Here is a 25962-nt window from a genome sequence, read left to right on the forward strand (position 1 = left end):
GCCGGGCCTTTGTTTTACGCGTAATCAAGAATTACTTGATCAGGCGCAGCGTGAACGGATAGCGGTAGCTCTCGCCGCTGTTGGCCTTGACCGCCGCCAGGATGCAGAGCACCAGGTTGGCGACCCACACCAGCGTCGGCACGAAGAACAGGATGCCGAACGACACGATGGTCAGGATCACCGCAGCCACGTAGGCGATGATCACGGTGATCTGGAAGTTCAGCGCTTCCTTGGCCTGGTCGGTGGCAAACGGCTTGGACGGGCCGGCGTCCTTGCTGATCAGCCAGATCACCAGCGCGCCGATGAAGGACGTCAGGATGCCCAGCAGGTGCGCGGCCAGTGCCAACGTGCGCTCTTCCGAGGGCGTGCCGGTGCTGATCGGCGGCGGTGGTGGCGCGGCGTGTGTGTCGAACTCGCTCATCATGTCTCCCCATGCATGGTTGTGGTGTGCGGCGGACTATAGCAACCAATCCGCGCGCCACCAGTGCGGGAAGCCATGGGTCCGCCAGCGCCGGGACGCTGGCGGGCGCAGTTACTGGGCGGGTGACTCAGCTGTCGCCGGCCACGGTCATGCGATTGATCAGCACCGAGCCGATCTTGACGTGCGAGCGCGGGTCGACATCGCTGCCCACCGCTTCGATCCCGGCAAACATGTCGCGCAGGTTGCCGGCAATGGTCAGCCCGTCGACCGGATAGGCGATCTCGCCGTTCTCGACCCAGAACCCGCCGGCACCGCGCGAATAGTCGCCGGTCACCGCGTTGACGCCGTTGCCCATCAGCTCGGTGACCAGCAGCCCGCGCGACATGCCGGCGACCATCGATGCCAGGTCGCCGGCATTGGCGGTCACCTGCAGGTTGTGCACCCCGCCGGCATTGGCGGTGGTCTGCAGCCCGAGCTTGCGCGCCGAATAGCTGCCCAGCACATAACGCTGCAGCACGCCGCCGTCGACCAGAGCCGAGCGACGCGTGGCCACGCCTTCCCCGTCGAACGCGGCCGAGCGCAGGCCGCGACGCAAGTGCGGCAATTCCTCGATACCGAACCAGTCGGGAAACAGCTGGGTGCCGACGCTATCAAGCAGGAAGCTGGCGCGGCGGTACAACGCACCGCCGGACACTGCACCGAGCAGATGCCCAACGAGCGAGCGTGCCACTTCCGGCGCGAACAGCACTGGCAACTGGCCGGTCGGCAGCGAGCGCGGCTGCAACCGTGCCACGGTGCGCGCGGCGGCATGCCGGCCGATCGCGTCCGGCGCTTCCAGGTCTTCGCGCGCCAGCGCACTGCTGTACCAACCATCGCGCTGCATGCCATCGCCCTGCCCGGCAATCAGCGCGCAGCTGATCGAATGATGGGTGCCACGCTCGCGCCCGATGAATCCGTGCGAGTTGGCATACACCGACAGGCTGAGCCCGGTACTGGCCGAGGCGCCATCGGAGTTACTGATCCGCGCATCGGCCTGCCGGCCGGCGTTTTCGCAGGCCAGCGCCAGGTCCACGGCGGTGTCGGCATCCAGCGCCCACGGGTGCCAGCTGTCCAGCTCGGGGAAGTCGCGCGCCATCAGCTCCGCATCGGCCAGGCCGGCGGCGGGGTCATCTTCGGTATAGCGGGCAATGGCGCAGGCCTGCGCAACGGTGGCCTCCAGGCTGGATTCCTGCAGGTCGGCGGTGCTCGCACTGCCCTTGCGCTTGCCGAAGTACACCGTGACCGCAATGCCGCGATCGCGCGTGGACTCGACCGTTTCCACCTCGCCGAGCCGCACGTTCACGTCCAGACCACGTTCTTCGCTGCAGCTCACTTCGGCCTGGGTCGCGCCGGCGGCGCGGGCGCGCTCGAGCAGCCGCTGAGAGATGTCGGTGAGTGCCTCCAGGCGCTGCAGGCTGTCGTCGGTCACACGGGTTTCGGAGGAGAGTGCGTTCAATGCTTTATCCTTTGGATGCGAATCCGTCCGCGAAAGCCCGGCCATCGTGGCCGGACTGTCTGAATTTGGATGCGGATCCTTCCGCAGAACGCTCGGCCATCCATGGCCGCAGTGTCTGAATTTGGTGCGGAGTCTTCCGCCGGAGTCCGGCCGTTCATGGCCGGAAATTTAACTAAACACGTTTTGGGATGTAGTGGCATGCGCGGACGCGATGAAGATACCGGTGAATTTCGTGGCGCCAGCCGCAGCCAGCAACGGCGCGAGGCCTTGGAAATTTTCGACCTGGGCGAAAAGCTGGTGGCGCTCACCCCGGCGCAGCTGGCCAAGTTGCCGGTGCCCGAGTCGTTGATCCCGCACATCGAAGAGAGCAAGCGCATCACCTCGCATATCGCGCACAAGCGCCAGCTGGCGTTTCTGGCCAAGCACATGCGCCGCGAGGACGACGAAACCCTGGATGCGATCCGCGATGCGCTGGATGCCAACAGCGATACCGCGCGCCGCGAAGTGGCGGCGATTCACCGCGTCGAACGCTGGCGCGAGCGCCTGCTCGCCGAAGGCGACGTCGCGCTGGCCGAATTGCTGGAAGCCTACCCGGCTGCCGACCGCCAGCAACTGCGTCAACTGGTGCGCAACGCGATCCACGAGCGGGCCAAGAACAAGCCGCCGCGCGCCTACCGCGAGCTGTTCCAGGTGCTGCGTGATCTGTCTCAGAAGCCCGGATTGGAGAGTGGGGATGCGGGATTGGAAGACGAAGAGTCGGCGTCGGAAAACGACGAATAAGGCTCCGCCCGATCCACCGAGCCCCGCAACGGCGATTCCTGCCGTTGCAATTCCCCATTCCCGATTCCCGATTCCCCTCTGCTGAACCGGCAAACCGCAACCGCCCAACGCACCGCTCTGCGCCCCTGCCGTTGCGATTCCCCACTCCCGATTCCCGATTCCCGGCATCTCAGGCCCGCGTTCCGCCCACGGTGATGCCGTCGATCAGCAGCGACGGCTGACCCACGCCGACCGGCACGCTCTGCCCGTCCTTGCCGCAGACGCCCACGCCTTCGTCCAGGGCCAGATCGTTGCCGATCATGCGCACCTTCTGCATGGTTTCCGGGCCGTTGCCGATCAGGGTGGCGCCCTTCACGGGCGCGGTGACCTTGCCGTCTTCGATCAGGTAGGCCTCGGTTGCGGAGAACACGTACTTGCCGCTGGTGATGTCGACCTGGCCGCCACCGAAGTTGACCGCATAGATGCCCTTCTTGACCGAGCGGATCATCTCTTGCGGGTCGTGCTCGCCGGCACGCATGTAGGTATTGGTCATGCGCGGCATGGTCAGGTGCGCGAAGGATTCGCGGCGGCCATTGCCGGTGGGCGCCACGCCCATCAGGCGCGCGTTGTGGGTGTCCTGCATGTAGCCGACCAGCACGCCGTCTTCGATCAGCGTGGTGCACTGGCTGGGCGTGCCTTCGTCATCGATATTGAGCGAGCCGCGGCGTCCATCCAGGGTGCCGTCATCGACGATGGTCACGCCCTTGGAGGCCACGCGCTCGCCAATGCGGCCGGCGTAGACGCTGGTGCCCTTGCGATTGAAGTCGCCTTCCAGCCCATGGCCCACCGCTTCGTGCAGCAGCACGCCCGGCCAGCCCGGCCCCAGCACCACCGGCATCACGCCGGCCGGCGCGGGAATCGCATCCAGGTTGACCAGCGCCTGGCGCAATGCTTCACGCGCAAAACCTTCCGGGCGGCCATCGGCGAACAGCTCGGCATAGCCGTAACGGCCACCGCCACCGGAATAGCCGGACTCGCGGCGGCCGCCGTGTTCGACGATCACCTGCACGTTCAAGCGCACCAGCGGGCGCACGTCGGCGGCCAGCACACCGTCACTGCGCGCGATCAGTACCGTGTCCACGCCGCCGGACAAATTCACCATCACCTGCTTGACGCGCGCGTCCGCAGCGCGCAGGTACTGGTCGATGCGGCGCAGCAGGTCCACCTTGGTGGCGCTGTCCATGTCGTCGATCGGGTCGGTGGCCGGATACAGCGCACGGCCGTTGCCGCGCACCAGCGTGCGGGTGGATTGCGCGCCGCCGTCGCGTGAGATCGCGCGCGCCGACTGGGCCGCTTCCAGCAAGGCTTCGCGCTGGATGTCGTCGGAATAGGCAAATCCGGTTTTTTCGCCGGAGATGGCGCGCACGCCCACGCCTTGTTCGATGGAATGCGCACCGTCCTTGACGATGCCGTCTTCCACACTCCAGCTCTCGCGTCGCGAATGCTGGAAGTACAGGTCGCCGAAGTCGATGCCGGGGCCCAGCAGGGCGCCGAAGGTGCGGTCGAGGTGGCCGGTATCCAGGCCGGAAGGAAGCAGCAGCCGGGATTCGGCCAGAGTCAGGGCGGTGTCGGTCATGTGGTCAGGATGGGGGTCTCGCGCCGGGGAGACAAGTCGCGCGGCTGAACGTGGCACGCGGCTATCATCGCCAGCCCGCTGCCAGCCACCGCGCACGCATGAAGCTCACTGCCCACGTTCTGGACGGACACACGCTGGATATTCGCCCCGCACCGCACGAACGCGCCTGGATGGATGCCACCGACCAACGCTACGCCTACCGTTGCCTGCCGCTGGCCATCGCCAATGCGCATGGCTGGGAGCTGCTGTGCCAGGCCGGCTTCGAGGCGGTCTGGGATGGCGGCGATGGGCTGGGCGCGGTGGTCATCACCGCCGATGCCGGCAACGCCGCGCCGGCGATCAGCCATTTTGGCTACGGCATGCTGACCTTCCACGTGCCCTGCCTGTTTCGGACCGACGCGGGCGTGGACCTGTTCGTCACCGGGCCGTTGAACTGTCCCAAGGACGGCATCGGTGCGCTGAGCGGCATCGTGGAAACCGACTGGAGCCCGTACACCTTCACCATGAACTGGCGTTTTACCCGGCCGGGGCGGGTGCGCTTCGAGGCGGGTGAGCCGTTTTGCCATCTGTTCCCGCTACAGCGGCAGTTGATCGAACAGGTGCAGCCGCAGTGGCAGCCGTTGTCCGAAACGCCGGCGCTGGCGCAGCAGCATGCCGACTGGACCGACAGCCGCAGCCGTTTCCTGGAAGCCTTGCCGGACGCGCAATCGGCGGCGGCGCGCGAGAAATGGCAGCGCGGCTACTTTCGTGGCGTGACTGCGCCTGCGCAGACGCCGGTGGCCGGGCACCGCACGCGGCTGCGCCTGCCGCTATTCACGCGTACCGGCGCGTCGCTTGACCCAGCCGGCGAGTGATCGACTGACTGCCTAGCGCGGCGCCTTGTCCGGCGCCGGCCTGGCGGGCGCACGCTCGCGCGCATCGCGGTCCACCACGTCCACCTGCGGCTCTTTCCACGGCCCGGTGACGTGATAGGTCTTGGCGCCAATCGCGCCCAGCGGTTTGCCGAGCACCGCATTGGCGGCCGCGCCGACCGCCGCACCCACCGGGCCACCGGCCACCGCGCCCACCACCGTGAGCAGATTGCCGGCCTTGGGGTTCACGTCCACGGTCTGGTCGAAGGTCTGCGCACGCAGGTCGGTCTGCCCGCGGATGGCGATGTCGGCAGCCGGGCCTTCGATCCGGATCGCATCGGTGCGCGCAAAGCCATCGCCAAAGCGCACTTCGCCAGCGAGCTTGTTGAACGCCAGGCCCTTGGAGAAGAAGTCGCGGAAGTCGAACATCAACCGGCGCGGCAACTGCGCCACGCTGAGCAGGCCAAGCACGCGGCCGGCGCCGGGGTCCACTTCCAGCAACTGGCCGTTGCGGGCGTCCACGGTGAGATTGCCCTCGAGCGAGCCGAGCGCAAACCCGGTCGGCGAGCCCTGCCAGCCGGCGTTGAGTTCCAGCTGGCCTTCGCCGCCGCGCAGCTGCCCGCCCAGGGTGAGGTTCTGCAGCAGATTGCCCAGGTTGCGGCTGTCCACGCGCGCAGACAGCCGCGTGCTGGCGGCCTCGCCCTTGCCGCGCCAGGCGCCGGTCAGGCCGATGTTCTGGTCGTCCGAGCGCAGTTGCAGCTGGTCCACCTGCATGCCGTCGGTGAGCCGGCTGCTGCGCAAGGTGGCCGCGCCCAGGGTCATCTTGCCCACGCGCAGGTCGTCGATATCCAGCGATAGCGGCGGGATCGACACCGGGTCGAACTCGGCCACCGCGCGCCGCGCCGGCTCCGGCAATGCGCCGGCGAGCGGGTCGCCGGGTTCGGGCGCGGCCGGTTCCGGCGCAGCGGCCACCGGCTGCCAGCGCACCGTGCTGAGCTTGCCCTGCACTGCGGCGCCATCGGCATTGGGCACGGTGAGCTGGCCGGCCAGCGACGGCCCATCCAATGTCACCGCCACCGCATCGCGAGTGGGGCGCAGGCGCAGGCGGGTCTGCGGAAAGACGCCGCCAATCATCAACAGTTTGTCGGCCTGCACATCCACCTGCAGCAGCGGCAGCTTTTCGCTTGGCTGCGCCGGTTGGCCGGGTAGCGGCGGCGTGTCGGGCTCGGCACTGCCGCGTGCCAGGCTGATCCAGTCGATGGCATCCAGCGAGGCGGTGCGGCCATTGACCACCAGGCCATTGGCCGGCGGCCGCTCGGTCACGGTGTCGGTGCCCATCACCACGCGCACGCCGGTCTGGGTGCCCTGGCTGCTGGCCTTGACCGCCACCAGCTGGCCGAACGCCACGTCGATATCGCCATTGCCCACCGGCAACGCCACCTTGACCCGCGTGTCCAGCGGCTGCGTGGCCGGCTTGTCCAGCGGTGCGGGCAGATCCAGCGTGGTGCCGACCAACTGCGAGCGCAACGTGAGCTGTGCAGGCACATCGGGCTGCCCCGGACGCGCCAGCGGCACATCCACGCCCACCTGCCATGGCGCGCTGCCATGCACATACGGACGCAGCCATTCCATCTGCGGCGCGCGGTCGAACAGCTCCTTCGCATCCAGCGTGGCCCCGAAGCGCGCCTCGAACGCCTGCGCCGGGTCCTGCACAAAGCCGCCGGCACGCAACGCCAGCTCGCCGGTGCGGCCCTGATGCTGCACGCTCAGATGCTCGGCGCCGAAGCCGCTGTCGCGGTACTCGGCCTGCCCGCTGACCTGATCGAAGGCCAGGTTCCAGCGCGCGTCGGCCAGCTTGGCGCCCTGCAGCGCAACGGTGCCCTGCAGATGCCCGCCCACGCCCTTGGTGCGTAACGGGCGCAGCAGATCGAAGGTGACCGCGGCCGGGCCGGAGGTGGTGAGGTTGCGCAAGGTGTCGCCATAGCGGCGCTCCAGCGGGCTGCTGCGCAACATGCCCAGCAACTGCGCAGTGTCAGCCTGAGTGGAGGCGCGCACATAGAGCTCGGAGGTGGCGAAATTGGGGATACCGGCCCCGAACTGCGCCACCGGCGTGCCGGCCAGCGCGCCGCTGCCTTGCAGCGAGAAACCATTGCCGATGAAGCGCAGGTCGGCCTGCACCTGGGTCATCGCCGGCCAGTCCGGCTGGAAGCGGATTTCGCCATCGCGAATCTGCCCGAAGGCTTCGAAGCGGCCATCGTTGTTGTCGAACGGCCAGTCGTCCAGGTCGCCGCTGACCAGGCCGGTGCCGCCGGTAATCACGCCCCCGGCTACCGCCATGTCGAGCCAGTCGATGGCGGCCTTGCTCATCTTCGAACGGATCCAGAACTTGCGCGCCACCGGCAGTGCGGCGTCATCCAGCTGCGCCGCCAGGGAGATGCGTGGCCGGGTGCCATCGTTCTGAAACCACATCCCGCCGCGCAGGTTGGCGCCGTAGTCCTTGGCCTGCACCCGCAGCGCCGGCGTGGCGACCTGCCAGCCGTCGCCGTCGCGCCAGCCAACGATGCTACCGGCCAGTTGCACCTCGTGCACCACACCAAAGCCGGTGGGCCAGTCGAAGCGCAGCGTGGCGTCGGGCGCGGTTTGCAGCGCGATCGCCTGCGCATCGCCGTCGAAGTGCCCGCGCAGGCCGCTGATGCCCGGCGATTTCCCGACCGGCTGGAATGCCAGTTCCTCGACCTGCCCCTGCGCGCGCACCGCGCCGCCCTGCTCGCCCGCCAGCTGCAGCTTGCTCACGCGCAACTGCGGCCTGGACAACGCCAGCCAGCGGCGCAGGCCCGGCGACAGCTGGTCGCTCAGCGCAGCGGCGGCGATCAGCCCGGACACATCCAGCGCGTCGCCCACCACCGCATAACGGCGCCCGGCGGCGATGCTCAGGCCGTCGAGATGCTGCAGCGTGTTCGCGCTGCCCAGGCGCAGCTGTGGTGCATCCAGCCGCCAGCCACCCGCCACGGTCTGCCAGCGCGCACGCGCCTGCAGGCGTTCCCACTTGAGCGTGCGGCGCGCCGATTCGCCAGCCAACGGCGCTCCCGACAATTGCACCTGGGTGAGGTCGGCCACCACGGTGACCGCTGACACGCGGCGGGCACGCAGCTGCGCCCAGGCCTGCAGCCGTCCGCTGCCGCCATCCACCCGCACGCCGCCGGCCTGCAGCAGCGACGCCCACGCGGCCAGGTCCGCCGGCGCGGCCTGCGCGTACGCGCTGCCATCGCCACTGTCGCGGTCGAACTCCAGCACCGAGGTCAGCGGCGCGCGTGCCAGGTCGATCCAGCTGCGGCTGCCGACACGCAGGGTCGCGCCCTGCACGCGCAGCCGCAGATCGATCCGTGGCAGCGTGGTGTCCAGCCCGATCGACGGCGCATCGATATGCAGCCGCGCCTCCGACACCTGGATTTCGCCCAACCGGCGCAAGGCGTCCAGGGGATCGGCGTGCCGGCCACTGGGCAGCCCCTGCACCGACCACACCCCGTCATCGCCACGCTGCAGGGTCAAAGCGAGCCCGCGCAGGCGCACCTCGGTCAGCGCATGGCCCGGCAACAGGCCGGCGTACATCGCCAGCACCACTTCGGCCTGGCCCACACGCACGTCACCGTTGGGGCCGATGCGCAGCCCATCCAGACGCAACAACGGGCCGCGGCGGGTCCATTCGGTCTGCAGGCGGTCGAAGCGGATCGGCTGGCCGGCACGCTCGCTCAGCCACGCGGCAATCTGTTGCGGATGCTGCTCTGCCAGCGGCAGCGCCTGGCTGGCCGCGCCCACCAGCACGGCGAGCGCCACCAGCGCGAGCGCACTGGCGGTGATCGCATAACGGCGAAACAGGCGGAGACGGCGGCGCAGCGGGGTCGGCATTAACGGCGGGGAATCGGGAGTCGGGAGTCGGGAGTCGTAAGAGCACGCAGCGCCCCGTACGCACGATCATCCGTTCGCGCACTCCCCCATTCTAAGGCCGTTAACAGTATCCCGCAGAGAGCCTTTCGCTCTTCCCCCATTCCCGATTCCCGACTCTCCATTCCCTGCCTCACAGCAGCACCACGTCGAACTGCTCCTGCAGGTATTGGTCGTCGGACTGGAAGCGGATGCTCTTGCCGAGGAATTCCTCCAGTTCGGCCACCGCCGCGGATTCTTCGTCGGTGATGCGCGCCACCACCTTGGACGAGGCGATCACCAGCAGCCGCGCGGCATCGAACTGCCGCACCGCGCGGGTGATCTCGCGGAAGATTTCGTAGGTCACCGTTTCGGCGGTCTTGATGGTGCCGCGCCCGCCGCACTGGCCGCAGGTTTCCGACAACTGCCGCTCCAGGCTTTCCACGGTGCGCTTGCGGGTCATCTCCACCAGGCCCAGCGGCGAGAACTCGTACACGGTGGTCTTGGCGTGGTCGCGGGCCAATGCCTTTTCCAGCGTGCGCAACACCTGGCGCCGATGCTCGGGATCATCCATGTCGATGAAATCGATGATGATGATGCCGCCCAGGTTACGCAGCCGCAGCTGCCGGGCCACCGCCTGCGCCGCCTCCAGATTGGTGCGGAAGACGGTTTCTTCCAGATTGCGCTGGCCGACGAACGAACCGGTGTTGACGTCGATGGTGGTCATCGCTTCAGTCTGGTCGATGACCAGGTAGCCGCCGGACTTGAGCGGCACCTGCTTGTCCAGCGCGCGGCCGATTTCGTCTTCCACGCCATACAGATCGAAGATCGGGCGGTCGCCGGTGTACAGCTCCAGCCGCTCGGCCAGCACCGGCATGTACTTGGCCACGAAGGCCTGCAGCTGCACGAACGTCTCGTTGGAGTCGACCTTGACCTTCTCCACGTCCTTGCGGATCAGGTCGCGCACCGCACGCAGGGGCAGGCTCAGGTCTTCGTAAATGATGCTGCACGCCGACGCCTCGCGGCCGCGCCGCTCGACCACGTTCCACACCCGCGACAGATAGGCGATGTCTTCGGCCAGGGCTTCGGCCGGCTGGCCCTCGGCATTGGTGCGGATGATGTAGCCGAAGCCGCCATGCTGGGCCGAGACCTCGCTGACGATGGTCTTCAGGCGCAGGCGCTCGGCCTCGTCTTCGATTCGCGCCGAGACACCCACCACCTTGGACTGCGGCAACAGCACCAGATACCGCGAGGGAATGCTGATCTGCGTGGTCAGCCGCGCGCCCTTGGTGCCGATCGGGTCCTTGACCACCTGCACCACGATGTCCTGGCCGTCGCGCAACAGCTCCACGATCGGCACCGAGGCGGCCGGCGGCGGCGGGATCGGGGTTTCTTCGGTATCCACCACGCTCGCTGGCGCCGGGGCCGGCCGCACCACGTCGTTGGCATGCAGGAACGCGGCGCGCTCCAGGCCCACTTCCACGAACGCAGCCTGCATGCCGGGCATCACCCGCTGCACCTTGCCCTTGTAGATATTGCCCACCACCCCGCGGCGCCAACCACGTTCGATATGCAGCTCTTGCAACATGCCGTTCTCGATCACGGCCACGCGGGTTTCGCGGGGGGTGACGTTGACCAGGATCTCTTCCGACATCTAATGCGCTCCGAAGGCTGTGAGCAATTGCGAGGTCTGGAACAGCGGCAATCCCATCACGCCGGAATAGCTGCCAGACAAATGGGTAATGAAGCGCTCCGCACGCCCCTGGATCGCGTACGCGCCGGCCTTGCCCATGGGCTCGCCAGACGCCGCATAAGCGGCGATCCGGGTCGCGTCGAGCGCATCGAAGGTGACCTCCGACACCACCAGCGCCTGCAGCGGTGGCCGCTGTGCTCCGACCAGCACCACCGCGGTGAGCACCTGGTGGGTGCGCCCCGCCAGCACTGTGAGCATGGCGATCGCATCATCGACATCGACCGGCTTGCCGAACACGCGCTCGCCCAGCACCACTTCGGTATCGGAGCCGAGCACGATGGCCTGGGCATCGTCGGCCTGTACCAGTGCCAGCCCCGCGCGCGCCTTGTCCAAGGCCACGCGGTGCACATAGTGCTCGGGCGATTCACCCGGCGCGCGCACTTCGGGCACGTCCAGTTCCAGGGTCTGGAACGGCACGTCGAGGCGTTGCAGGAGTTCGTGTCGGCGCGGCGATCGGGAGGCAAGATAGAGCATCCACCCAGCATACCTGTTGGCCGTCCCTGCACGCTTGCCTGTCGCGCCATCGCCGCGCACGATCGACTCACAGCATATTCATCGGTCCCACAACACGCTGCGCGCACAGACAAGGAGACTCCATGCGTACCACCCTCAAGCCGTTGTTGCTGGCCCTGTCCATCGCTGCCGGAACCGCCATGACCGCCCACGCCCAGACCGCTCCGAGCTACACCATTCCCAACGATGGCACCTTGCTCAATGTGTCGGCCGAAGCAGAAGCCAAGCGCGTACCGGACATCGCCACGGTGTCGGCCGGTGTGGTGACCCAGGCGGTGGATGGCAACGCCGCGATGCGCCAGAACGCAGAGCAGATGAGTAAGGTCATGACCGCGGTCAAGGCCGCCGGCATCGCCGACAAGGACGTGCAGACCAGCGGCATCAATCTCAATCCGCAGTACAGCTACAAAGAAAACGAAGCGCCGAAGATCATCGGCTACCAGGCCAGCAACACCGTCAGCCTGAAGGTGCGCGACATCGCCAAGCTGGGCAAGGTACTCGACGCCCTGGTTGCGCAAGGCGCCAACGACATCAACGGCCCCAGCTTCTCGATCGACCAGCCCGAGCCGGTGTATGACGAAGCCCGCGTGGCCGCGCTCAAGAAGGCGCGGGCCCGCGCCGAAACCTACGCCAAGTCACTGGGGCTCAAGGTGCGCCGCATCGTCAGCATCTCCGAAGGCCGCAATGGCGGTGGCGTGGTGCCTCCGATGATGATGGCCGCTTCGATGCGCTCGGCCAAGGCCGAGATGGACACCCAGGTGGCTCCGGGCGAAAGCACCCTGTCGATCACCCTGGATGTGACGTTCGAACTGGGGCGCTGATGCGCTAGCGCCGCAATAGCGCACTTGAAAAACTGCCCGTCATGGGCAGTTTTTTTTGCCTGTTGGTCCGCCAGCGTCGTAGCTTGGCGGCGTTCGCCGTTGAACGCATGGGCCATTGGAGCTGCCAAGTGCTGCATTTTTAATTGTGATTTGAAGGCCGTTCTTCAGCATCAACCGCACGGAGGCAGCTTGAGCGCTTTAGCGCACTCAGGCATGGCGCCGATTGCCCACGCACCATTCCACCCACGATCGACCGAGCTGCTTGCAGTCGCCACCACGCGTCGCTTGTGCAGCCGTGCGCGCTGCGGTAAACCTACGCTACCGGATGGTGTAGTGCGTCCGGGCCGCGCTGGTCCTTTCCGCAGTTCCGTTTTGGAGGTGGATGATGGTTCGCACGCAATCGCAGGTTTCTTCCCGTCCCCTTGGCATCGACACCTCGCGCGTCCTGGCGATGAGCACGGCCGTGGCGCTGCATCTGCTGGCCGGTGGCTTGTTGTTGATCCCGTTGTCGCACCACCAGGTCATGCAACCGCCCACGCCGAAGGAGCGCTGGCTGATGCCGATCACCGTGCCGGCGACGCCGCCCCCGCCGCCGCTCGTGTTTCCGGTCGAGGTGACGTTCAAGGCGCCCAGCACGCACACGCCCGTCATTGCCGACCCGGTGGTGAAGCAGCCATCGGTGACGCAGACAGCGGTGGTCGACACCGCGCACGTGGCGTTGGAGGCAGTGTCGGATACGGCGCCGACCATCAGCGCCCCGGCCGCCCCCCCTTCAAGCGGGCCGGTGGACGCCGGGCAGCTGCACTATCTCAGCGCGCCCGCACCGAGCTATCCGGTGGCGGCACTGCGCGCCGGGCAACAGGGCACGGTGATGCTGCGCGTGCTGGTCGGTACCGACGGCCGCCCGGCCGAAGTGAGCGTACAGACCAGTAGCGGTCACCGCGCGCTCGATCTGGCCGCGCGTAGCCAGGTACTGCGCAGTTGGCGCTTCCAGCCGGCAATGCAGAACGGCCAGGCGGTGCAGGCCTACGGGTTGGTGCCGGTGAGCTTTTCGTTGAATTGAAGCGTTGACCGACGCGGCGGCCTGCAACTGCAGCCGCCGCACTGCTGCCAATCCCCACCTGCCGCCCCTCCTGCCGAGCAGGCATGCGTGCTCGGCAGCAAGCGTAACCACGGACGCTGCCGTGTCGGTGGCCTTTTGCGTCATCCAGGGAAGGCCGGCGATGACCTGCCACATCAACAGGCTTGAAGCGACCAACACGGGGCCGGCTAGTGACCAGGCGTAATCCCCGCCGGCACGATCAAAATGGCAACGACGCGGGGGTACACGCTGGACGCGACTCCCGAACGCCTCCCTCTGGACACAGCGCAATCGGCGACCAGGCACTTGATGAAGTTAGCTGCACGGCGCTCGCCATGACGCGCGATGGTGAGGACGCCCTGCCTGCTTGAAATAGCGACGACGCGTGTACAAGCAGGCCGCAACTGCCGAGTGCATCAAGCTGGACGCTGCACAATCTGCGCTCGGTTGCGCTGATCAGGCCAGCTGCACAGCACGTGCCATGACGGCGCTACGCGCGATGGTAAGGATGATTGGCCAGCATTGCGGCCGCGCGATAGAGCTGCTCGGCGACGATCAGGCGCACCAGCATGTGTGGCAACGTCAGCGGGCCGATCGACCAGCTCTCGTTGGCGCTCTTCACCACGTCGGCGGCATGGCCCTCGGGCCCGCCGATCAAAAAGGCCAGATCGCGGCCCTGCCCGCGCCAATGTTCCATGCGCTGGGCCAGCTGTTCGGAACTGAGCGGGCGCCCGGGCACATCGAGCGCGACCACATGCGCATTCTTGGGAAGCGCCGCCAGCACGCGGCGCCCTTCGTCGTCGATGGCGCGTTGCGCGTCGCGGCCCTTGCCGCGCAGGCCGGGTTCGATCTCGACCAGCTCCAGCGGCATCCAGTGCGAGAGACGTTTCTGATATTCGGCAAAGCCCTGCGCCACCCAGGCCGGTGCGCGCTCGCCGGTGGCGATGAGTCGGCATTTCATCCGTACATGATATCCGCGTCACAGCCTGGGCAGTCCGTGGCGATTTGCCGTTGTGTGTCATGGCGTGGTTACAGGCGGCAATTAGTGTCGCCCGACCACCCAGCCCGCAGGAGTCGTTCGATGCATGTTTTCGATCCCGCCCGTCGCCAGGTCCTCAAAGGCAGCGCCGCCGTGATGGCCGCCGGTGCCCTTGGCAGCCTGAGCGCATTGCAGTCGCGCCAGGCCCAGGCTGCCACCACGCCCTCCATGCGCCTGGCGCCGGTACCCAGCCGCTACGGCCCGCTCGCGCCGGTCGCCGACCAGAGCACCGGCCTGCCCTTGCTGCAGCTGCCGCGCGGCTTCAGCTACCGCTCGTTCGGTTGGAGCGGCGACCGCATGGACGATGGCCAACCCTGCCCCGACCGGCATGACGGCATGGCCGTGGTCAGCCTGCGTCGGCCCGGCTGGCGCCCCGGCACCGATGGCCTGCGCGGCCTGGAATACGTGCTGATCCGCAACCATGAGCGTGGCGCCGCCAGCCAGTTCCGTGCGCCGGCGATGTACGACACCGGCATCGTCAGCGGCACCGCGCAGGCCGGCGGCGGCACCACCACGCTGAGCTATGGGCGGCGCGGCTGGGGCAGCCTGGAACCGAGCCTGGGCGGCACCCTGGTCAATTGCGCCGGCGGTCCGACGCCCTGGGGCACCTGGCTGAGCTGCGAAGAGATCAAGACCAATGCGGTCTCCAGCACCGGGCGCAAGCACGGCTACGTGTTCGAAGTGGACCCGGACAGCCACCGCACCACCGGCCGGCCGCTGGTCGGGCTGGGCCGCTTCAGCCATGAGGCGGTGGCGATCGACCCGCGCACCGGCATCGTCTATCTCACCGAAGACGACCGCAACAAGGCCGGGTTGTACCGCTTCATTCCCAACGACCGCCGCGGCCGCAACGGCTCGCTGGAGAACGGCGGTCGGCTGCAGGCCGCGCGCGTGCGTGGCAAGCGCAACGCCGACCTCACCGTGGCCAGCATCGGCCAGCAGTTCCAGCTGGAATGGGTCGACATCGAAGAGCCGGATCTGGACAGCATCGCCGCACCGGCGGGCTTTGCCGACATCGGCGCCAATGACACCCTGAGCGGACCGTTCGCGCAGGCCTGGGCCGATGGCGCGCTGCGCATGAGCCGCGGCGAAGGCATCTGGTACAGCTACGGCAAGCTGTTCATCGTCGACACCAGCACCGGCGTGGATGCGCAGGGCCGCCGCGGCTATGGCAATGGCGCGGTGTGGGTGCTGGACCTGTTTACCCAGCGGCTCAGCGCGCTGTTCGTCAGTGGCAACCAGCTGGCGGCGCATAACCCGGACAACGTCACCGTCAGCGCGCGCGGTGGCGTGGTGCTGTGCGAAGACGGCGGCGAGAGCCCGGACGAATACGGCCCGGGTGCGCGTCTGCTGGGCCTGACCCGCAATGGTGAGTCGTTCTATCTAGCCAAGAACAACGTGCAGCTGACCTCGCAGCAGATCGCCGATGCCGGCAAGACCATTGCCGAGGGCGACTACCGCGACACCGAGTTCTGCGGCGCCTGCTGGGATCCGCTGGCGCAGACGTTGTTCGTCAACATCCAGACCCCGGGGATCACGCTGGCCATCACCGGCCCGTGGGAGCGCGGGCCGCTGTAAGCCGCCCGACCACGCGCAAACACGAACGGCGCCCGAGGGCGCCGTTCGTTGGGGTGACGCAGCTGCGCAGACTTAAGCCTGCTCGTCGTCCGCTGCCTCTTCCAGATCGGACGGACGCTGGTCGCCAACAGTCCACAAGCGCTCCAGCGCATAGAACTCGCGCACGCGCGGCAGCATCACATGCACCACCACATCGCCCAGGTCCACCAGCACCCACTCGGCTTCACGCTCGCCTTCCACGCCCAGCGGCATCACGTCCAGACGCTTGGCGAACTTCACCACTTCTTCGGCAATTGACTTCACGTGGCGGGTCGAGGTGCCCGATGCCACCACCATGTAATCGCAGACGCTGGACTTGCCGCGCACGTCGATCTCGACCACGTCCTTGGCTTTCAGCTCCTCGACGGCCTCACGCACGGTGGCCAACAGGGCCGGCACGGACGGCGGCGGGTTCGTAATGGAGGTCTTGATGACTTGGGCTTGGCTGGTCAAAGCAGGCAACTCGATAGATTTGGGTGAATTATAGGCAAGTCCGGCCGCCTGCGTGTTCAGCTAGCCGGCGGAACGCAGCCATACAGGCCTTCTTCGGCGATCAATGCGGCAACCACCTGCGGCACCAGCTCCTGCCATTGACCACCGGCGGCAATGCGGCTGCGCACCGCGCTGGCCGATTCGCCGCGCAACGGATGCGGCAGCCGCCATAGCCGACCGGCCGGCGCGGTGAGCAGGTCGCGCGCGTCGGTGGCCCACCGGCCCTGCACCGCCTGCGCCAGCACCGGCGCATCGGCCAAGTCCAGCGCCGTGCCGGGGCGCGCAGCGATCACCAGATGCGCCAGCCCGAAGAGTTCGGTCCACTCATGCCAGCCGGGCAGGCCAACGAAGGCATCGGCACCCAGCAGCCAGGCGATGGGCTTGGCGGGCCCAAGCTGGGCACGCACCTCGTGCAGGGTGTCCACCGTGTAGGACGGCGCCCCGCCCTGCGCGGCGCGGCGCACCTCGCGGGTATCCAGCAGCAGCCCGGGGAGATCGGCCAGGGCCAGTTCCAGCATGCGGGTGCGCTGCGCGGCGGTGGCACCGGGCGCGGGGCGATGTGGCGGGTCTGCGGCCGGCACCAGATGCACCTGCGCGCCGAGCGCATCGCGTGCGGCGCAGGCAATGGCCAGGTGGCCGCGATGGATCGGGTCGAAGGTGCCGCCGTAGTAGAGGTGGAGCTTGGGGCGGGAATCGGGAATCGGGAATCGGGAGTCGGTATGGGACCGGGATTCGGGATTGTGGATTTGGGATTCGGAAAGAAGCGAGTCTGACGCGGCGGCCTGCGCGTTGGTGGCTGGTGACGTTGGAGCGACGCCGGTGGGAGGTACCGGCCGTGCGCCTTGCGCTGCGGTTGGAGGCTCTCGCTCTGCGGCGCCGGCGCCCCGCTCAGCAGTTCCGGCCTGCCCCGCTGTCACGCCAGCAATCTCACCGCGCGGGCTTCGGCGACAGCGACCAGCAGGCGTTCCAGCGCCACCCAGGGGTCACCCTCGGCGCGCCCCTTGGCCATGCGATCGACCAGCCCGGCCTCGGCGACGAAGCGCTCCCATCGGCGCGGCTCGGGATGCCGTTGCAAGGCGCGCTTGAACGGTGCCTGGCGGGATTCCCAGATGCCCTGGGCCTTCATTTCGGCGCCCAGGTTGCCGCCGCCGGCCTGCACCTTGGCCAGGGAAGCGGTGCGCAGCAATTCCTTGATCAGGATGGGCATCAGCGCCGCGACTGCCTCGCCTTCGGCGCGCAGGCCGGCGAGCATGCGCACCACCGCGGCCGGCTGCCCGGAAAAAGTGGTTTCGGCCAGGCGGAAGACGTCGTAACGGGCGGCATCGGCCACCAGCGATTCCATCGCCTCCAGATCCAGCACCTTGCCATCGGCCAGCAACGCGAGCTTGTCGATCTCCTGCGCAGCGGCCAGCAGGTTGCCTTCCACCCGCTCGCTCAGCCGCTGCACCGCGGCCGCATCGGCGCGCAAGCCCTGCGCACGTAGGCGGCGCTCAATCCAGTCCGATAACTCATGCGGTTTGATCGGCCAGGCCACGGCGATGGTGCCGATCCGCCCGACCGCATCGGCCCATTTGCCTTGGTGCGCCTTGCTCCAGTCGTTGGCGGTGATCAGTAGCACCACGTCCGGCGGCGGGTTGGCGCAGAACCGGGTGATGACCTCGGCGCCGTCCTTGCCCGGCTTGCCGCTGGGCATGCGTACCTCGACCAGGCGGCGCGGGCTGAACAGGCTGGGCGCATTGAAGCTGGCGTCCAGCTGGTTCCAGTCGAACTCACGCCCGTCGGCGTCGAACACTTCGCGTTCACTGATGCCTTCGGCGCGCGCGCGGGCGCGCACCGCGTCGGCGGCCTCCAGCACACGCAAGGTTTCCGGGCCGGCAATCAGATAGACCGGCTGCAACGGCTGGCTGGACTGGCCGGCCAGCTGCTCTGGGCGAAGTTCCATGGACGAAAAGCGCGCGAGCGCTTAGTTGTTGTTCGACGGCTGCGGTGCGGGCGGCAGCGAGGCCGGCACGCTCGACTCCGGCGTGCCGGACGGCTGCACCGGCGGCGTGGTGCTGGGCTGCAGCGGCGCGGTAGGCGTGCTTTCCAGCGATTCGCCGCGCTCCACGCGGGCGCGCACCACGCTGTCGATGCGGCGCAGGATCGAGGCGGACATGTCCTTGCGCAGCTCGTCGGCCAGGATCTCGCGCTCGGTCGCGGTACCGGTGGCGTCCACCGGCGGCGACACGTAATCACGCGACAGCTCGATCACCTGCTGCGGCACCAGGATTGCGCCGTTGGCGGTGGTCACCGTGAAGATCGCCGCATAGCGCAGGCTGAACTCCTGCGCACGGCCCTGGCTGTCGATGGCGATCGGCAGATCGCCCCAGCGCTCGGACAACACCTGCACCTGCGCAAAGCCGCTCTTGGCGTCTTCGTCGGCCAGGGTGGCGCCGGCGGCCTTCAGGCCACGGCGCAGCAGTTTGGCCAGCTCGCTGTATTGCAACGCCGACTGCACCTTGACCGCGGGCGTATCCGGCGGCAGCGCCAACGAATTGCGCAGGTGGAAGCCGCAGGCGGTGAGGCTCGAGACAAGCACGAGGGAGGCGGCGAAGGCAGTAGGAAATCGGATCATGGGCACAGTCTGGAGGAGCGCCCCGGCGGCGGCAACAGGCGGCTAGCCTGCCCGAGACGGCGTGAACGGGGCTTGAGAGGGCGCCGCACTACATTGCGGCGCCCGGAAATGAAAAACGCGTCGCCGCGCGCCAGTGAACTGAATCACCGGGAACACGGCACTAGATCTGACAAACGTCGCCACGCGCCAGTGCGATGATTGCCATGAACCGCCTGAGCAATCCCCGCGCGCGTCACCACATACCAGTGGAGTTCCTCACGGGAACGCGGCAACACCCGCAACGGCGCATTGCAACTGACCAACGCAATGCATCGCCAGCAACACAGGTAAAACCTGAGCTACCGTCGCCAGGCGCCGATCCGACAAATCGGCCGGATCGGGCCTGGCAACCCGGCACTGCGCAGCCCTCAGCCCGCCACGATATTCACGATCTTGCCGGGCACGATGATGATCTTGCGCACGCTCAGGCCGTCCAGGAACTTGGCTGCGTTCGGCTCGGCCAGCGCCAGTGCTTCGATCTGCTCGCGCGCTGCGTCGGCGGCCACCTCGATGGTGCCACGCAACTTGCCGTTGACCTGGATCGCCAGCGTCAGCGCATCACGCACCAGCGCCCGCCGCATCGACCTGCGGGAACGGCACGTTTTCCAGCAGCGTTTCGCCACGGCCCAGCACCTGCCACAGCGCATGGCTGGCGTGCGGGGTGATCGGGTTGAGCAGCAGCACCATCGCTTCCAGCGCTTCCTGGCGCACGGCGCGCCCCTGCGCACTGGCGTCGTCGAACTTGGCCAGCGCGTTGGACAACTCCATCACCGCGGCGATGGCGGTGTTGAAGCTGTGGCGGCGGCCGTAGTCGTCGTCCACCTTGCCGATGGTTTCGTGGGTCTTGCGGCGAATCGCCTTCTGCTCGGCACTCAGGCTGGCGACATCCAATGCAGCAGCGCCCTCGCCCACATGCTTGTGCACCTGCACCCACAGCCGGCGCATGAAGCGCGCCATGCCGTCGACACCGGCCTCGTTCCATTCCAGCGACTGCTCGGGCGGTGCGGCGAACATCGAGAACAGGCGCACGGTGTCGGCGCCGTACTTGGCCACCATGGCCTGCGGGTCCACGCCATTGTTCTTGGACTTGGACATCTTCTCGGTGCCACCGATGTGAACCGGCTGGCCATCGGCGATCAGGCTGGCGCCGACCACGCGCCCACGCTCGTCGCGCTGGATTTCCACATCGGCCGGGTTGATCCAGTCCTTGCCGCCGTTGTCAGCGTCGCGATAGAACGTCTCGGCGATGACCATGCCCTGGGTGAGCAGGTTGGTCACCGGCTCGTCGCTATCCACCAGCCGCGCGTCACGCATGAGCTTGTGATAGAAGCGGAAATACATCAGGTGCAGGATCGCGTGCTCGATGCCGCCCACGTACAGGTCGGCCGGCATCCAGTAGTTGGCGCGGCGGTCGACCATGTCGCGTGCGTTCGGGCTGGTGTAGCGCGCCACGTACCAGCTCGACTCCATAAAGGTGTCGAAGGTGTCGGTTTCGCGCTCGGCCGGGCCGCCGCACTCCGGGCAGGTGGTCTGGCGCCAGGTCGGGTCGGTCTTGATCGGCGAACCGGTGCCGGCAAATTCCACGTTTTCCGGCAGCACCACCGGCAGTTGGTCTTCCGGCACCGGCACCGCGCCGCACTTGGCGCAATAGATCACCGGAATCGGGCAGCCCCAATAGCGCTGGCGGCTCACGCCCCAATCGCGCAGGCGGTAATTGATGCGGCGCTGGCCCTGGCCCTTGCGCTCGAAGCGCTCGGCCAGCGCTTCGAAAGCGCCGTGGTAATCCAGGCCATCGAACTCGGCAGAGTTGATCAACTCCAGCTCGCGGCTCTTGTCGGTGTACCAGTCGCGCCACTGCGTGGCATCCCAGGCCTGTTCGTCATCGTTGCGCGGCTCGCGCAGTTTGACGACCTGCACGATCGGCAGACCGTACTTGTTGGCGAACTCGAAATCTCGCTGGTCGTGACCCGGCACCGCCATCACCGCGCCGGTGCCGTAGCCCATCAGCACGAAGTTGGCCACCCACACCGGCACTTCCTCGCCGCTGATCGGATGCACCGCGGTCAGGCCGGTGGCCATGCCGCGCTTTTCCTGGGTTTCCAGTTCGGCTTCGGACACGCCGCCGTGCTTGAGCGTCTCCAGCATGCTGGCCAGTTCCGGATTGGACTTGGCCGCGTGCTGCGCCAGCGGGTGTTCGGCGGCGATGGACACAAAGGTCACGCCCATCAAGGTGTCCGGGCGGGTGGTGAACACGCGCAGCGGATCCAACGCGGCACCGGTGGTGTCGCGCACGTCGAACTGGATTTCCAGCCCTTCCGAGCGGCCAATCCAGTTGCGCTGCATGGTCTTGACCGAATCCGGCCAGCCATCCAGCTGATCCAGGCCGTCGAGCAATTCCTGCGCGTAATCGGTGATGCGCAGGAACCACTGCGGAATCTCGCGCTTTTCCACCAGCGCGCCAGAACGCCAGCCGCGGCCATCGATCACCTGCTCGTTGGCCAACACGGTCTGGTCGATCGGGTCCCAATTCACCACCGCGTTGCGGCGATAGGCCAGGCCCTTGCGCATCAGCCGGGTGAACATGCGCTGCTCGTGCACGTAATAGTCCGGCGTGCAGGTGGCGAACTCGCGCGACCAGTCGATCGCATAGCCCAGCGATTTCAGCTGCGCGCGCATGTGTTCGATGTTGGCGTAGGTCCACTTGGCCGGCGCGGTCTTGTTCTTGATCGCGGCGTTTTCGGCCGGCAGGCCGAACGCATCCCATCCCATCGGCTGCAGCACGTTGTGCCCGGTCATGCGCTTGTAGCGGCTGACCACGTCGGAGATGGTGTAGTTGCGCACATGCCCCATGTGCAGCGCACCGGAGGGGTACGGCAGCATCGACAGGCAATAGAACTTCGGTTTGTCCGAGTTCTCGTCGACCTGGAAGGCGCGGGTGGCATCCCAGAACTGCTGGGCGGAGGTTTCGACCTGCTGGGGGTCGTAGGCGTTCGGTTCGACGGTGGACATTGGGAGCGGATGCTCGGGCGGTGCAAAGCGGTACAGGGTACCGCAGTGCAGCAGGTGCTCCAAACCGCTGGCTCAGACCGGGCGGCTACCCGGCCGCAACAGCGCCGGCCAGGACCAGCCCGCCACCGCAAGCCAGCCCACCCAAGCCAGGAACGCCACGCGCTGGGCCACTGCCTGGCGCAGCAACCCGGGCGGGCCGAAAGACAGCACCGCCACCAGCAGGCCGGCGGCCAGGCTCAGCCACGCCAGCGCGCGCATGCCGGGCTGGTTGAGCAACTGCGCGGCAATCAACAGCATGCCGGGGACGAAAGCCACCGCCCACAGCAGCCACGCGGTGGCATGCGACTGGCTGGCGCGCCCGTCCAGGTCGGTGGGATCCAGCGGCAACAGGCCCATGCCGATGAAGGCCAAGCCCGCCAGCACGATCAACTGCCCACCCACGCGCAGGCTCCAGCCGGCCTTGGGCGGCATGCGGGCGAGCAGGCTGATGCCGGTGGCCATGCCCAGCCCGCCCACCAGCACGAACGCCAGCAGATTGAAGCCCAGCGCATGCGGCACCCCGGCCGCGCCCAGCAATGCCACCGGGTGGCTGCCCTGCAGGTAACCGGGAAGCGCGGCCCCGAAGCCGGCCACTGCCAGCACAAAGGCAGTGGCGGCGATCAAGCCCAGATACCGCTGCAAACCCTCGATGATCGCCATTGCCTTGCTCCACGTCGCGGCGCGCAACGCGCCAGAGCACGGCATTGTCGTGCGCGGCGGGCGCGGCGTGAACCCCTGGCGGCGGCAATGCTGGCCTTGTCTGGGCCGGGTTTGCCACCATTACGGTCCACTGTTGCCGTCATTCTCCTGGAAACCCATGTCCGACAAAGCGCATGTATTCGATGTCACCACCGACACCTTCGAGACCGAGGTCCTGCAGAAATCGTTGACGACACCGGTGCTGGTGGACTTCTGGGCCACCTGGTGCGGGCCGTGCAAATCACTGACCCCGATCCTTGAAAAGCTGGCAGCCGACTACAACGGCGCCTTCGAGCTGGCCAAGGTCGACGTGGACAAGGAGCAGCAGATCGCTGCGGCCTTCCAGATCCGTTCGGTTCCCACCGTGTTCCTGGTCAAGGGTGGCGAACTGGTGGACGGCTTCCCGGGCGCCATGCCGGAAGGCCAGATCCGCGAGTTCCTGACCCAGCACGGCGTGCTGCCGGCCGAGCCGCAGGTGGCCGAAGAGGTTCCGCTGGCACCGCTGGACCCGCAGGCGCAGGTCGCCGCGCTACGCGAGGCAATCGCCGCCGAGCCGGACAAGGACGAACTCAAGCTGGACCTGGCGCTGGCGCTGCTCAAGACCGGCGACACGCTCGAGGCCGAGCAGTTGATCGACGCCCTGCCCGCCAACCTGGCCACCGACGACCGCGCCGTGCGCGCCAAGGCGCGACTGGGCTTTGCGAACGTGCTCAAGGATGCGCCCGACGCCGCCGCTCTGCAGACTACGGTGGCCGCCGATGGCAGCGACCTGCACGCGCGCCATCTGCTCGGGGTCCGTCACCTGCTCGACGGCGACGACGAAGCGGCGCTGGAGCAGTTTCTGGAAATGCTGCGCCAGAACCGCGGTTTCGAGGACAACCTGCCGCGCCGCAGCCTGATCGACGCGTTCCGCGTGATCGAGGACGAAGACCTGGTGGGCCGCTACCGCCGCAAGATGTCGGCGCTGTTGTTCTGATCCCTGCGCGCTGCAGATGCCGGCCGGCGCGGACGCATCTGCAGCGCGACGTGCCTTCGGCATTACTCCATACGCATACGAATGTTATTCTCGGCGCTGGCCTGGAGAGCTGACGTCGAGCATGCGCGCACCCTTGTTCAAATTCGGCCTCAACCTGTGGCCGCCGTTCCTGTTCGCGGGCATCCACGTCACCGTGTTGTCGGCCGATTACCGCTACACGCGGGTCGAGCTGCGCCAGCGGCCATGGAACCGCAACTACGTGGGCACGCATTTCGGCGGCAGCCTGTTCGCCATGACCGACCCGTTCTGGATGCTGCTGGTAATGCAGAACCTGGGACGCGATTACTACGTCTGGGACAAGGCCGGCAGCATCGACTTCATCAAGCCCGGCCGTGGCACGGTGACCGCGGACTTCGTGCTCGACAACGCCATCCTCGACACCTTGCGCAGCGCCACCGAGAGCGGCGAAAAATACCTGCACTGGTTCGACACCGACGTGCACGACCTCAGCGGTGATGTGGTTGCACGCGTGCGTAAGCAGCTCTACATCAAGCGCAAACCGCAGCGCTGACGAGCGCAAGAAATACGCGTCACAGCAGGCCGTAGACGAGGTCGATTGCCGTCCTCACCACGTGAGTGATGCGTCTTTGCAATGCAAAAAGAAGCGTTGAAACGCTCACGATGCATTTGCGCTGCGATGGTGAATCTAGGCACTCCAAACCCACACACGGACTGCCTCCCATGAAAGCGATCAATGTCATCACCCTGGTGCTTCTTATCGTCGGCGGATTGAACTGGGGCCTGGTCGGCCTGTTCCAATTCGATCTGGTCGCCGCGCTGTTTGGCGGACAAAACGCGGCCCTGTCGCGCGTGGTGTACACACTGGTCGGCCTGTCTGCGCTGTGGCAGCTGATCCCGCTGTTCCGCAACAACCATGCGCCGGCACAGCACCACACCAGCCCGCACGTGCGTAACCACTAAGCGCAGCTAGCAACAACAACGCCGTTTTTGTTAGCCGCTCCAACCTTGCATCGGCGGCGCGCTGAGCCGGTTGTGTCCAGACAGCTGATTTATCGTGCCGCTGCTGCATTTGCATCGCCACAACGCCGGCCTTCGTGCCGGCGTTGTGCTGCTGGCGTATGGCATGGGTAGCGCACCGCCCTTTGCGTTGGCGCGCCGCGTCGGCAAGAATCAGTCACCTCCCCGCTGGCTGCCTTCATGCTTCTGCGCACCCTCGCTTCTGCCTGCCTGCTCGCCCTGTTGGTGCCCACCGCTGCCAGCGCTGCCTACCGAAGCCCGCAGCAATTGCTCGACGCCTCGCCCGCCTCCGCATGGCGCGTCCTGGACCCCGAGCGCACGCTGTATCTGGAACTGGACAGCGGCCGGGTGATCATCGAATTGGCTCCGCAGTTCGCGCCGGCGCATGTGGGCAACATCCGCACCCTGGCGCATGAGCGCTTCTGGGACGGGCTGAGCGTCTATCGCTCGCAGGACAATTTTGTGGTGCAGTTCGGCGACCCCGACGGCGAGACGCCGGCCAAGGCCAAATCGCTGGGATCGGCGAAAACGCATCTGCCGGCCGAATTCGAACGCGCCTCGCAGGGCCTGGATTTCCAGCGCCTGCCCGACAGCGACGGCTGGGCACCGCAGGTCGGCTTTGTCGAGGGTTTCCCGGTGGGCCGCGATCCGGCCAGCGGCAAGACCTGGCTGGCGCATTGCTACGGCACCCTGGGCGCGGGCCGCAATAACGATGAAGACAGCAGCATCGGCGCCGAGCTCTACGTGGTCACCGGTCAATCGCCTCGTCAGCTGGACCGCAACATCACCGTGGTCGGCCGCGTGGTCAAGGGCATGGAATTGTTGAGCGTGATTCCGCGCGGACCTGATCCAATGGGCTTTTACGAAGACGCCGCACAGCGCACCACGCTGCGCGCGATCCGGCTCGCCAGCGAGGTGCCGTTGCCCGAGCGCACGCCGCTGCAATTGCTGCGCACCGACAGCCAGACCTTCCGCGACGTGGCCGAAGCACGCCGCAACCGCAAGGACGATTTCTACAAGCGACCGGCCGGGCACATCGATCTGTGCAATGTGCCGTTGCCGGTGCGGACGCCGCCTGCGGCGTGAATGGGGAATCGGGAATGGGGAATCGCAGGAGCGGATTGCTGCGAATTCTCGAACACTGCCGAT

The 25962-nt window shown here is 67.3% G+C and carries 21 protein-coding genes and 1 pseudogene; 9 read left to right on the plus strand and 13 right to left on the minus strand.

Features of this window, described 5'->3' with window-relative positions:
* Nucleotides 1-31 precede the first annotated feature (31 nt).
* Both XCC_RS13515 and pmbA read right to left on the minus strand, forming a co-directional pair.
* Nucleotides 32-421 (minus strand): DUF4870 domain-containing protein, encoded by a 390-nt coding sequence (locus XCC_RS13515; RefSeq protein WP_011037733.1) that lies wholly within the window; start codon nucleotides 419-421, stop codon nucleotides 32-34.
* A gap of 127 nt (nucleotides 422-548) precedes the next feature.
* Nucleotides 549-1916, minus strand: a complete 1368-nt coding sequence (gene pmbA / locus XCC_RS13520; RefSeq protein ID WP_011037734.1) for a metalloprotease PmbA — start codon at nucleotides 1914-1916, stop codon at nucleotides 549-551.
* Between the two features lie 198 nt (nucleotides 1917-2114).
* On the opposite strand from pmbA, the gene yjgA reads away from it, so the two are divergent.
* Nucleotides 2115-2696 (plus strand): ribosome biogenesis factor YjgA, encoded by a 582-nt coding sequence (yjgA, locus tag XCC_RS13525; protein ID WP_011037735.1) that lies wholly within the window; start codon nucleotides 2115-2117, stop codon nucleotides 2694-2696.
* Nucleotides 2697-2865: 169 nt separating this feature from the next.
* Here the strand turns inward: yjgA and tldD are convergent, their stop codons facing one another.
* Entirely contained in the window at nucleotides 2866-4311 is a 1446-nt protein-coding gene (gene tldD / locus XCC_RS13530; protein WP_011037736.1) for a metalloprotease TldD, read from the minus strand.
* 98 nt (nucleotides 4312-4409) lie between these two features.
* On the opposite strand from tldD, the gene XCC_RS13535 reads away from it, so the two are divergent.
* Nucleotides 4410-5165, plus strand: a complete 756-nt coding sequence (locus XCC_RS13535) for a DUF6065 family protein (RefSeq protein ID WP_011037737.1) — start codon at nucleotides 4410-4412, stop codon at nucleotides 5163-5165.
* Between the two features lie 12 nt (nucleotides 5166-5177).
* On the opposite strand, the gene XCC_RS13540 is transcribed toward XCC_RS13535, so the two are convergent.
* From XCC_RS13540 to XCC_RS13550, 3 genes are all read right to left on the minus strand, one after another.
* Nucleotides 5178-9068, minus strand: a complete 3891-nt coding sequence (locus XCC_RS13540; protein ID WP_011037738.1) for a YhdP family protein — start codon at nucleotides 9066-9068, stop codon at nucleotides 5178-5180.
* Between the two features lie 169 nt (nucleotides 9069-9237).
* Nucleotides 9238-10737 carry a ribonuclease G gene (gene rng, locus XCC_RS13545; RefSeq protein ID WP_011037739.1) on the minus strand — a complete coding sequence of 500 codons (1500 nt, stop codon included), beginning with the start codon at nucleotides 10735-10737 and terminating at the stop codon, nucleotides 9238-9240.
* Nucleotides 10738-11310, minus strand: coding sequence for a Maf-like protein (locus tag XCC_RS13550; protein ID WP_011037740.1), 573 nt, complete (start codon nucleotides 11308-11310; stop codon nucleotides 10738-10740). It abuts the gene before it with no gap.
* Nucleotides 11311-11432: 122 nt separating this feature from the next.
* On the opposite strand from XCC_RS13550, the gene XCC_RS13555 reads away from it, so the two are divergent.
* Together XCC_RS13555 and XCC_RS13560 are read left to right on the plus strand one after the other, a co-directional pair.
* Nucleotides 11433-12170: an SIMPL domain-containing protein gene (locus XCC_RS13555; RefSeq protein ID WP_011037741.1), complete on the plus strand. Its 738-nt coding sequence runs from the start codon at nucleotides 11433-11435 to the stop codon at nucleotides 12168-12170.
* A gap of 382 nt (nucleotides 12171-12552) precedes the next feature.
* Nucleotides 12553-13233, plus strand: coding sequence for an energy transducer TonB (locus XCC_RS13560; protein ID WP_011037742.1), 681 nt, complete (start codon nucleotides 12553-12555; stop codon nucleotides 13231-13233).
* Nucleotides 13234-13741: 508 nt separating this feature from the next.
* Here the strand turns inward: XCC_RS13560 and rlmH are convergent.
* Entirely contained in the window at nucleotides 13742-14212 is a 471-nt protein-coding gene (gene rlmH / locus XCC_RS13565) for a 23S rRNA (pseudouridine(1915)-N(3))-methyltransferase RlmH (protein ID WP_011037743.1), read from the minus strand.
* A 120-nt stretch (nucleotides 14213-14332) separates the two neighbouring features.
* Here rlmH and XCC_RS13570 point away from each other — a divergent pair, with 120 nt between their 5' ends.
* Nucleotides 14333-15868: an alkaline phosphatase PhoX gene (locus XCC_RS13570; RefSeq protein WP_011037744.1), complete on the plus strand. Its 1536-nt coding sequence runs from the start codon at nucleotides 14333-14335 to the stop codon at nucleotides 15866-15868.
* Nucleotides 15869-15940: 72 nt separating this feature from the next.
* On the opposite strand, the gene rsfS is transcribed toward XCC_RS13570, so the two are convergent.
* From rsfS to XCC_RS13600, 6 genes and pseudogenes are all read right to left on the minus strand, one after another.
* The gene (rsfS, locus tag XCC_RS13575) at nucleotides 15941-16360 is read right to left on the minus strand and encodes a ribosome silencing factor (protein WP_011037745.1); all 420 of its coding nucleotides are present in this window, start codon (nucleotides 16358-16360) and stop codon (nucleotides 15941-15943) included.
* A gap of 56 nt (nucleotides 16361-16416) precedes the next feature.
* Nucleotides 16417-17316 carry a nicotinate-nucleotide adenylyltransferase gene (gene nadD, locus XCC_RS13580; RefSeq protein ID WP_011037746.1) on the minus strand — a complete coding sequence of 300 codons (900 nt, stop codon included), beginning with the start codon at nucleotides 17314-17316 and terminating at the stop codon, nucleotides 16417-16419.
* Nucleotides 17313-18341 (minus strand): DNA polymerase III subunit delta, encoded by a 1029-nt coding sequence (gene holA, locus XCC_RS13585; RefSeq protein WP_011037747.1) that lies wholly within the window; start codon nucleotides 18339-18341, stop codon nucleotides 17313-17315. The genes nadD and holA overlap by 4 nt, the downstream gene beginning before the upstream one ends.
* 21 nt (nucleotides 18342-18362) lie before the next feature.
* Nucleotides 18363-19013: an LPS assembly lipoprotein LptE gene (lptE, locus tag XCC_RS13590; RefSeq protein WP_011037748.1), complete on the minus strand. Its 651-nt coding sequence runs from the start codon at nucleotides 19011-19013 to the stop codon at nucleotides 18363-18365.
* Nucleotides 19014-19420: 407 nt separating this feature from the next.
* Nucleotides 19421-22061, minus strand: a pseudogene (gene leuS / locus XCC_RS13595) (leucine--tRNA ligase).
* 72 nt (nucleotides 22062-22133) lie between these two features.
* A complete protein-coding gene (locus XCC_RS13600) occupies nucleotides 22134-22760 on the minus strand; it encodes a DUF998 domain-containing protein (protein WP_011037751.1) in 627 nt (208 codons plus the stop codon).
* Nucleotides 22761-22917: 157 nt separating this feature from the next.
* On the opposite strand from XCC_RS13600, the gene trxA reads away from it, so the two are divergent.
* From trxA to XCC_RS13620, 4 genes are all read left to right on the plus strand, one after another.
* Entirely contained in the window at nucleotides 22918-23775 is an 858-nt protein-coding gene (gene trxA, locus XCC_RS13605; protein ID WP_011037752.1) for a thioredoxin, read from the plus strand.
* Between the two features lie 121 nt (nucleotides 23776-23896).
* Entirely contained in the window at nucleotides 23897-24346 is a 450-nt protein-coding gene (locus XCC_RS13610) for a DUF4442 domain-containing protein (protein WP_011037753.1), read from the plus strand.
* A 170-nt stretch (nucleotides 24347-24516) separates the two neighbouring features.
* A complete protein-coding gene (locus tag XCC_RS13615) occupies nucleotides 24517-24756 on the plus strand; it encodes a DUF378 domain-containing protein (RefSeq protein WP_011037754.1) in 240 nt (79 codons plus the stop codon).
* Between the two features lie 237 nt (nucleotides 24757-24993).
* Nucleotides 24994-25899 carry a peptidylprolyl isomerase gene (locus tag XCC_RS13620; protein ID WP_011037755.1) on the plus strand — a complete coding sequence of 302 codons (906 nt, stop codon included), beginning with the start codon at nucleotides 24994-24996 and terminating at the stop codon, nucleotides 25897-25899.
* Nucleotides 25900-25962 lie beyond the last annotated feature (63 nt).

Source organism: Xanthomonas campestris pv. campestris str. ATCC 33913 (genome assembly GCF_000007145.1).
GTDB classification, from domain to species: Bacteria; Pseudomonadota; Gammaproteobacteria; order Xanthomonadales; family Xanthomonadaceae; genus Xanthomonas; species Xanthomonas campestris.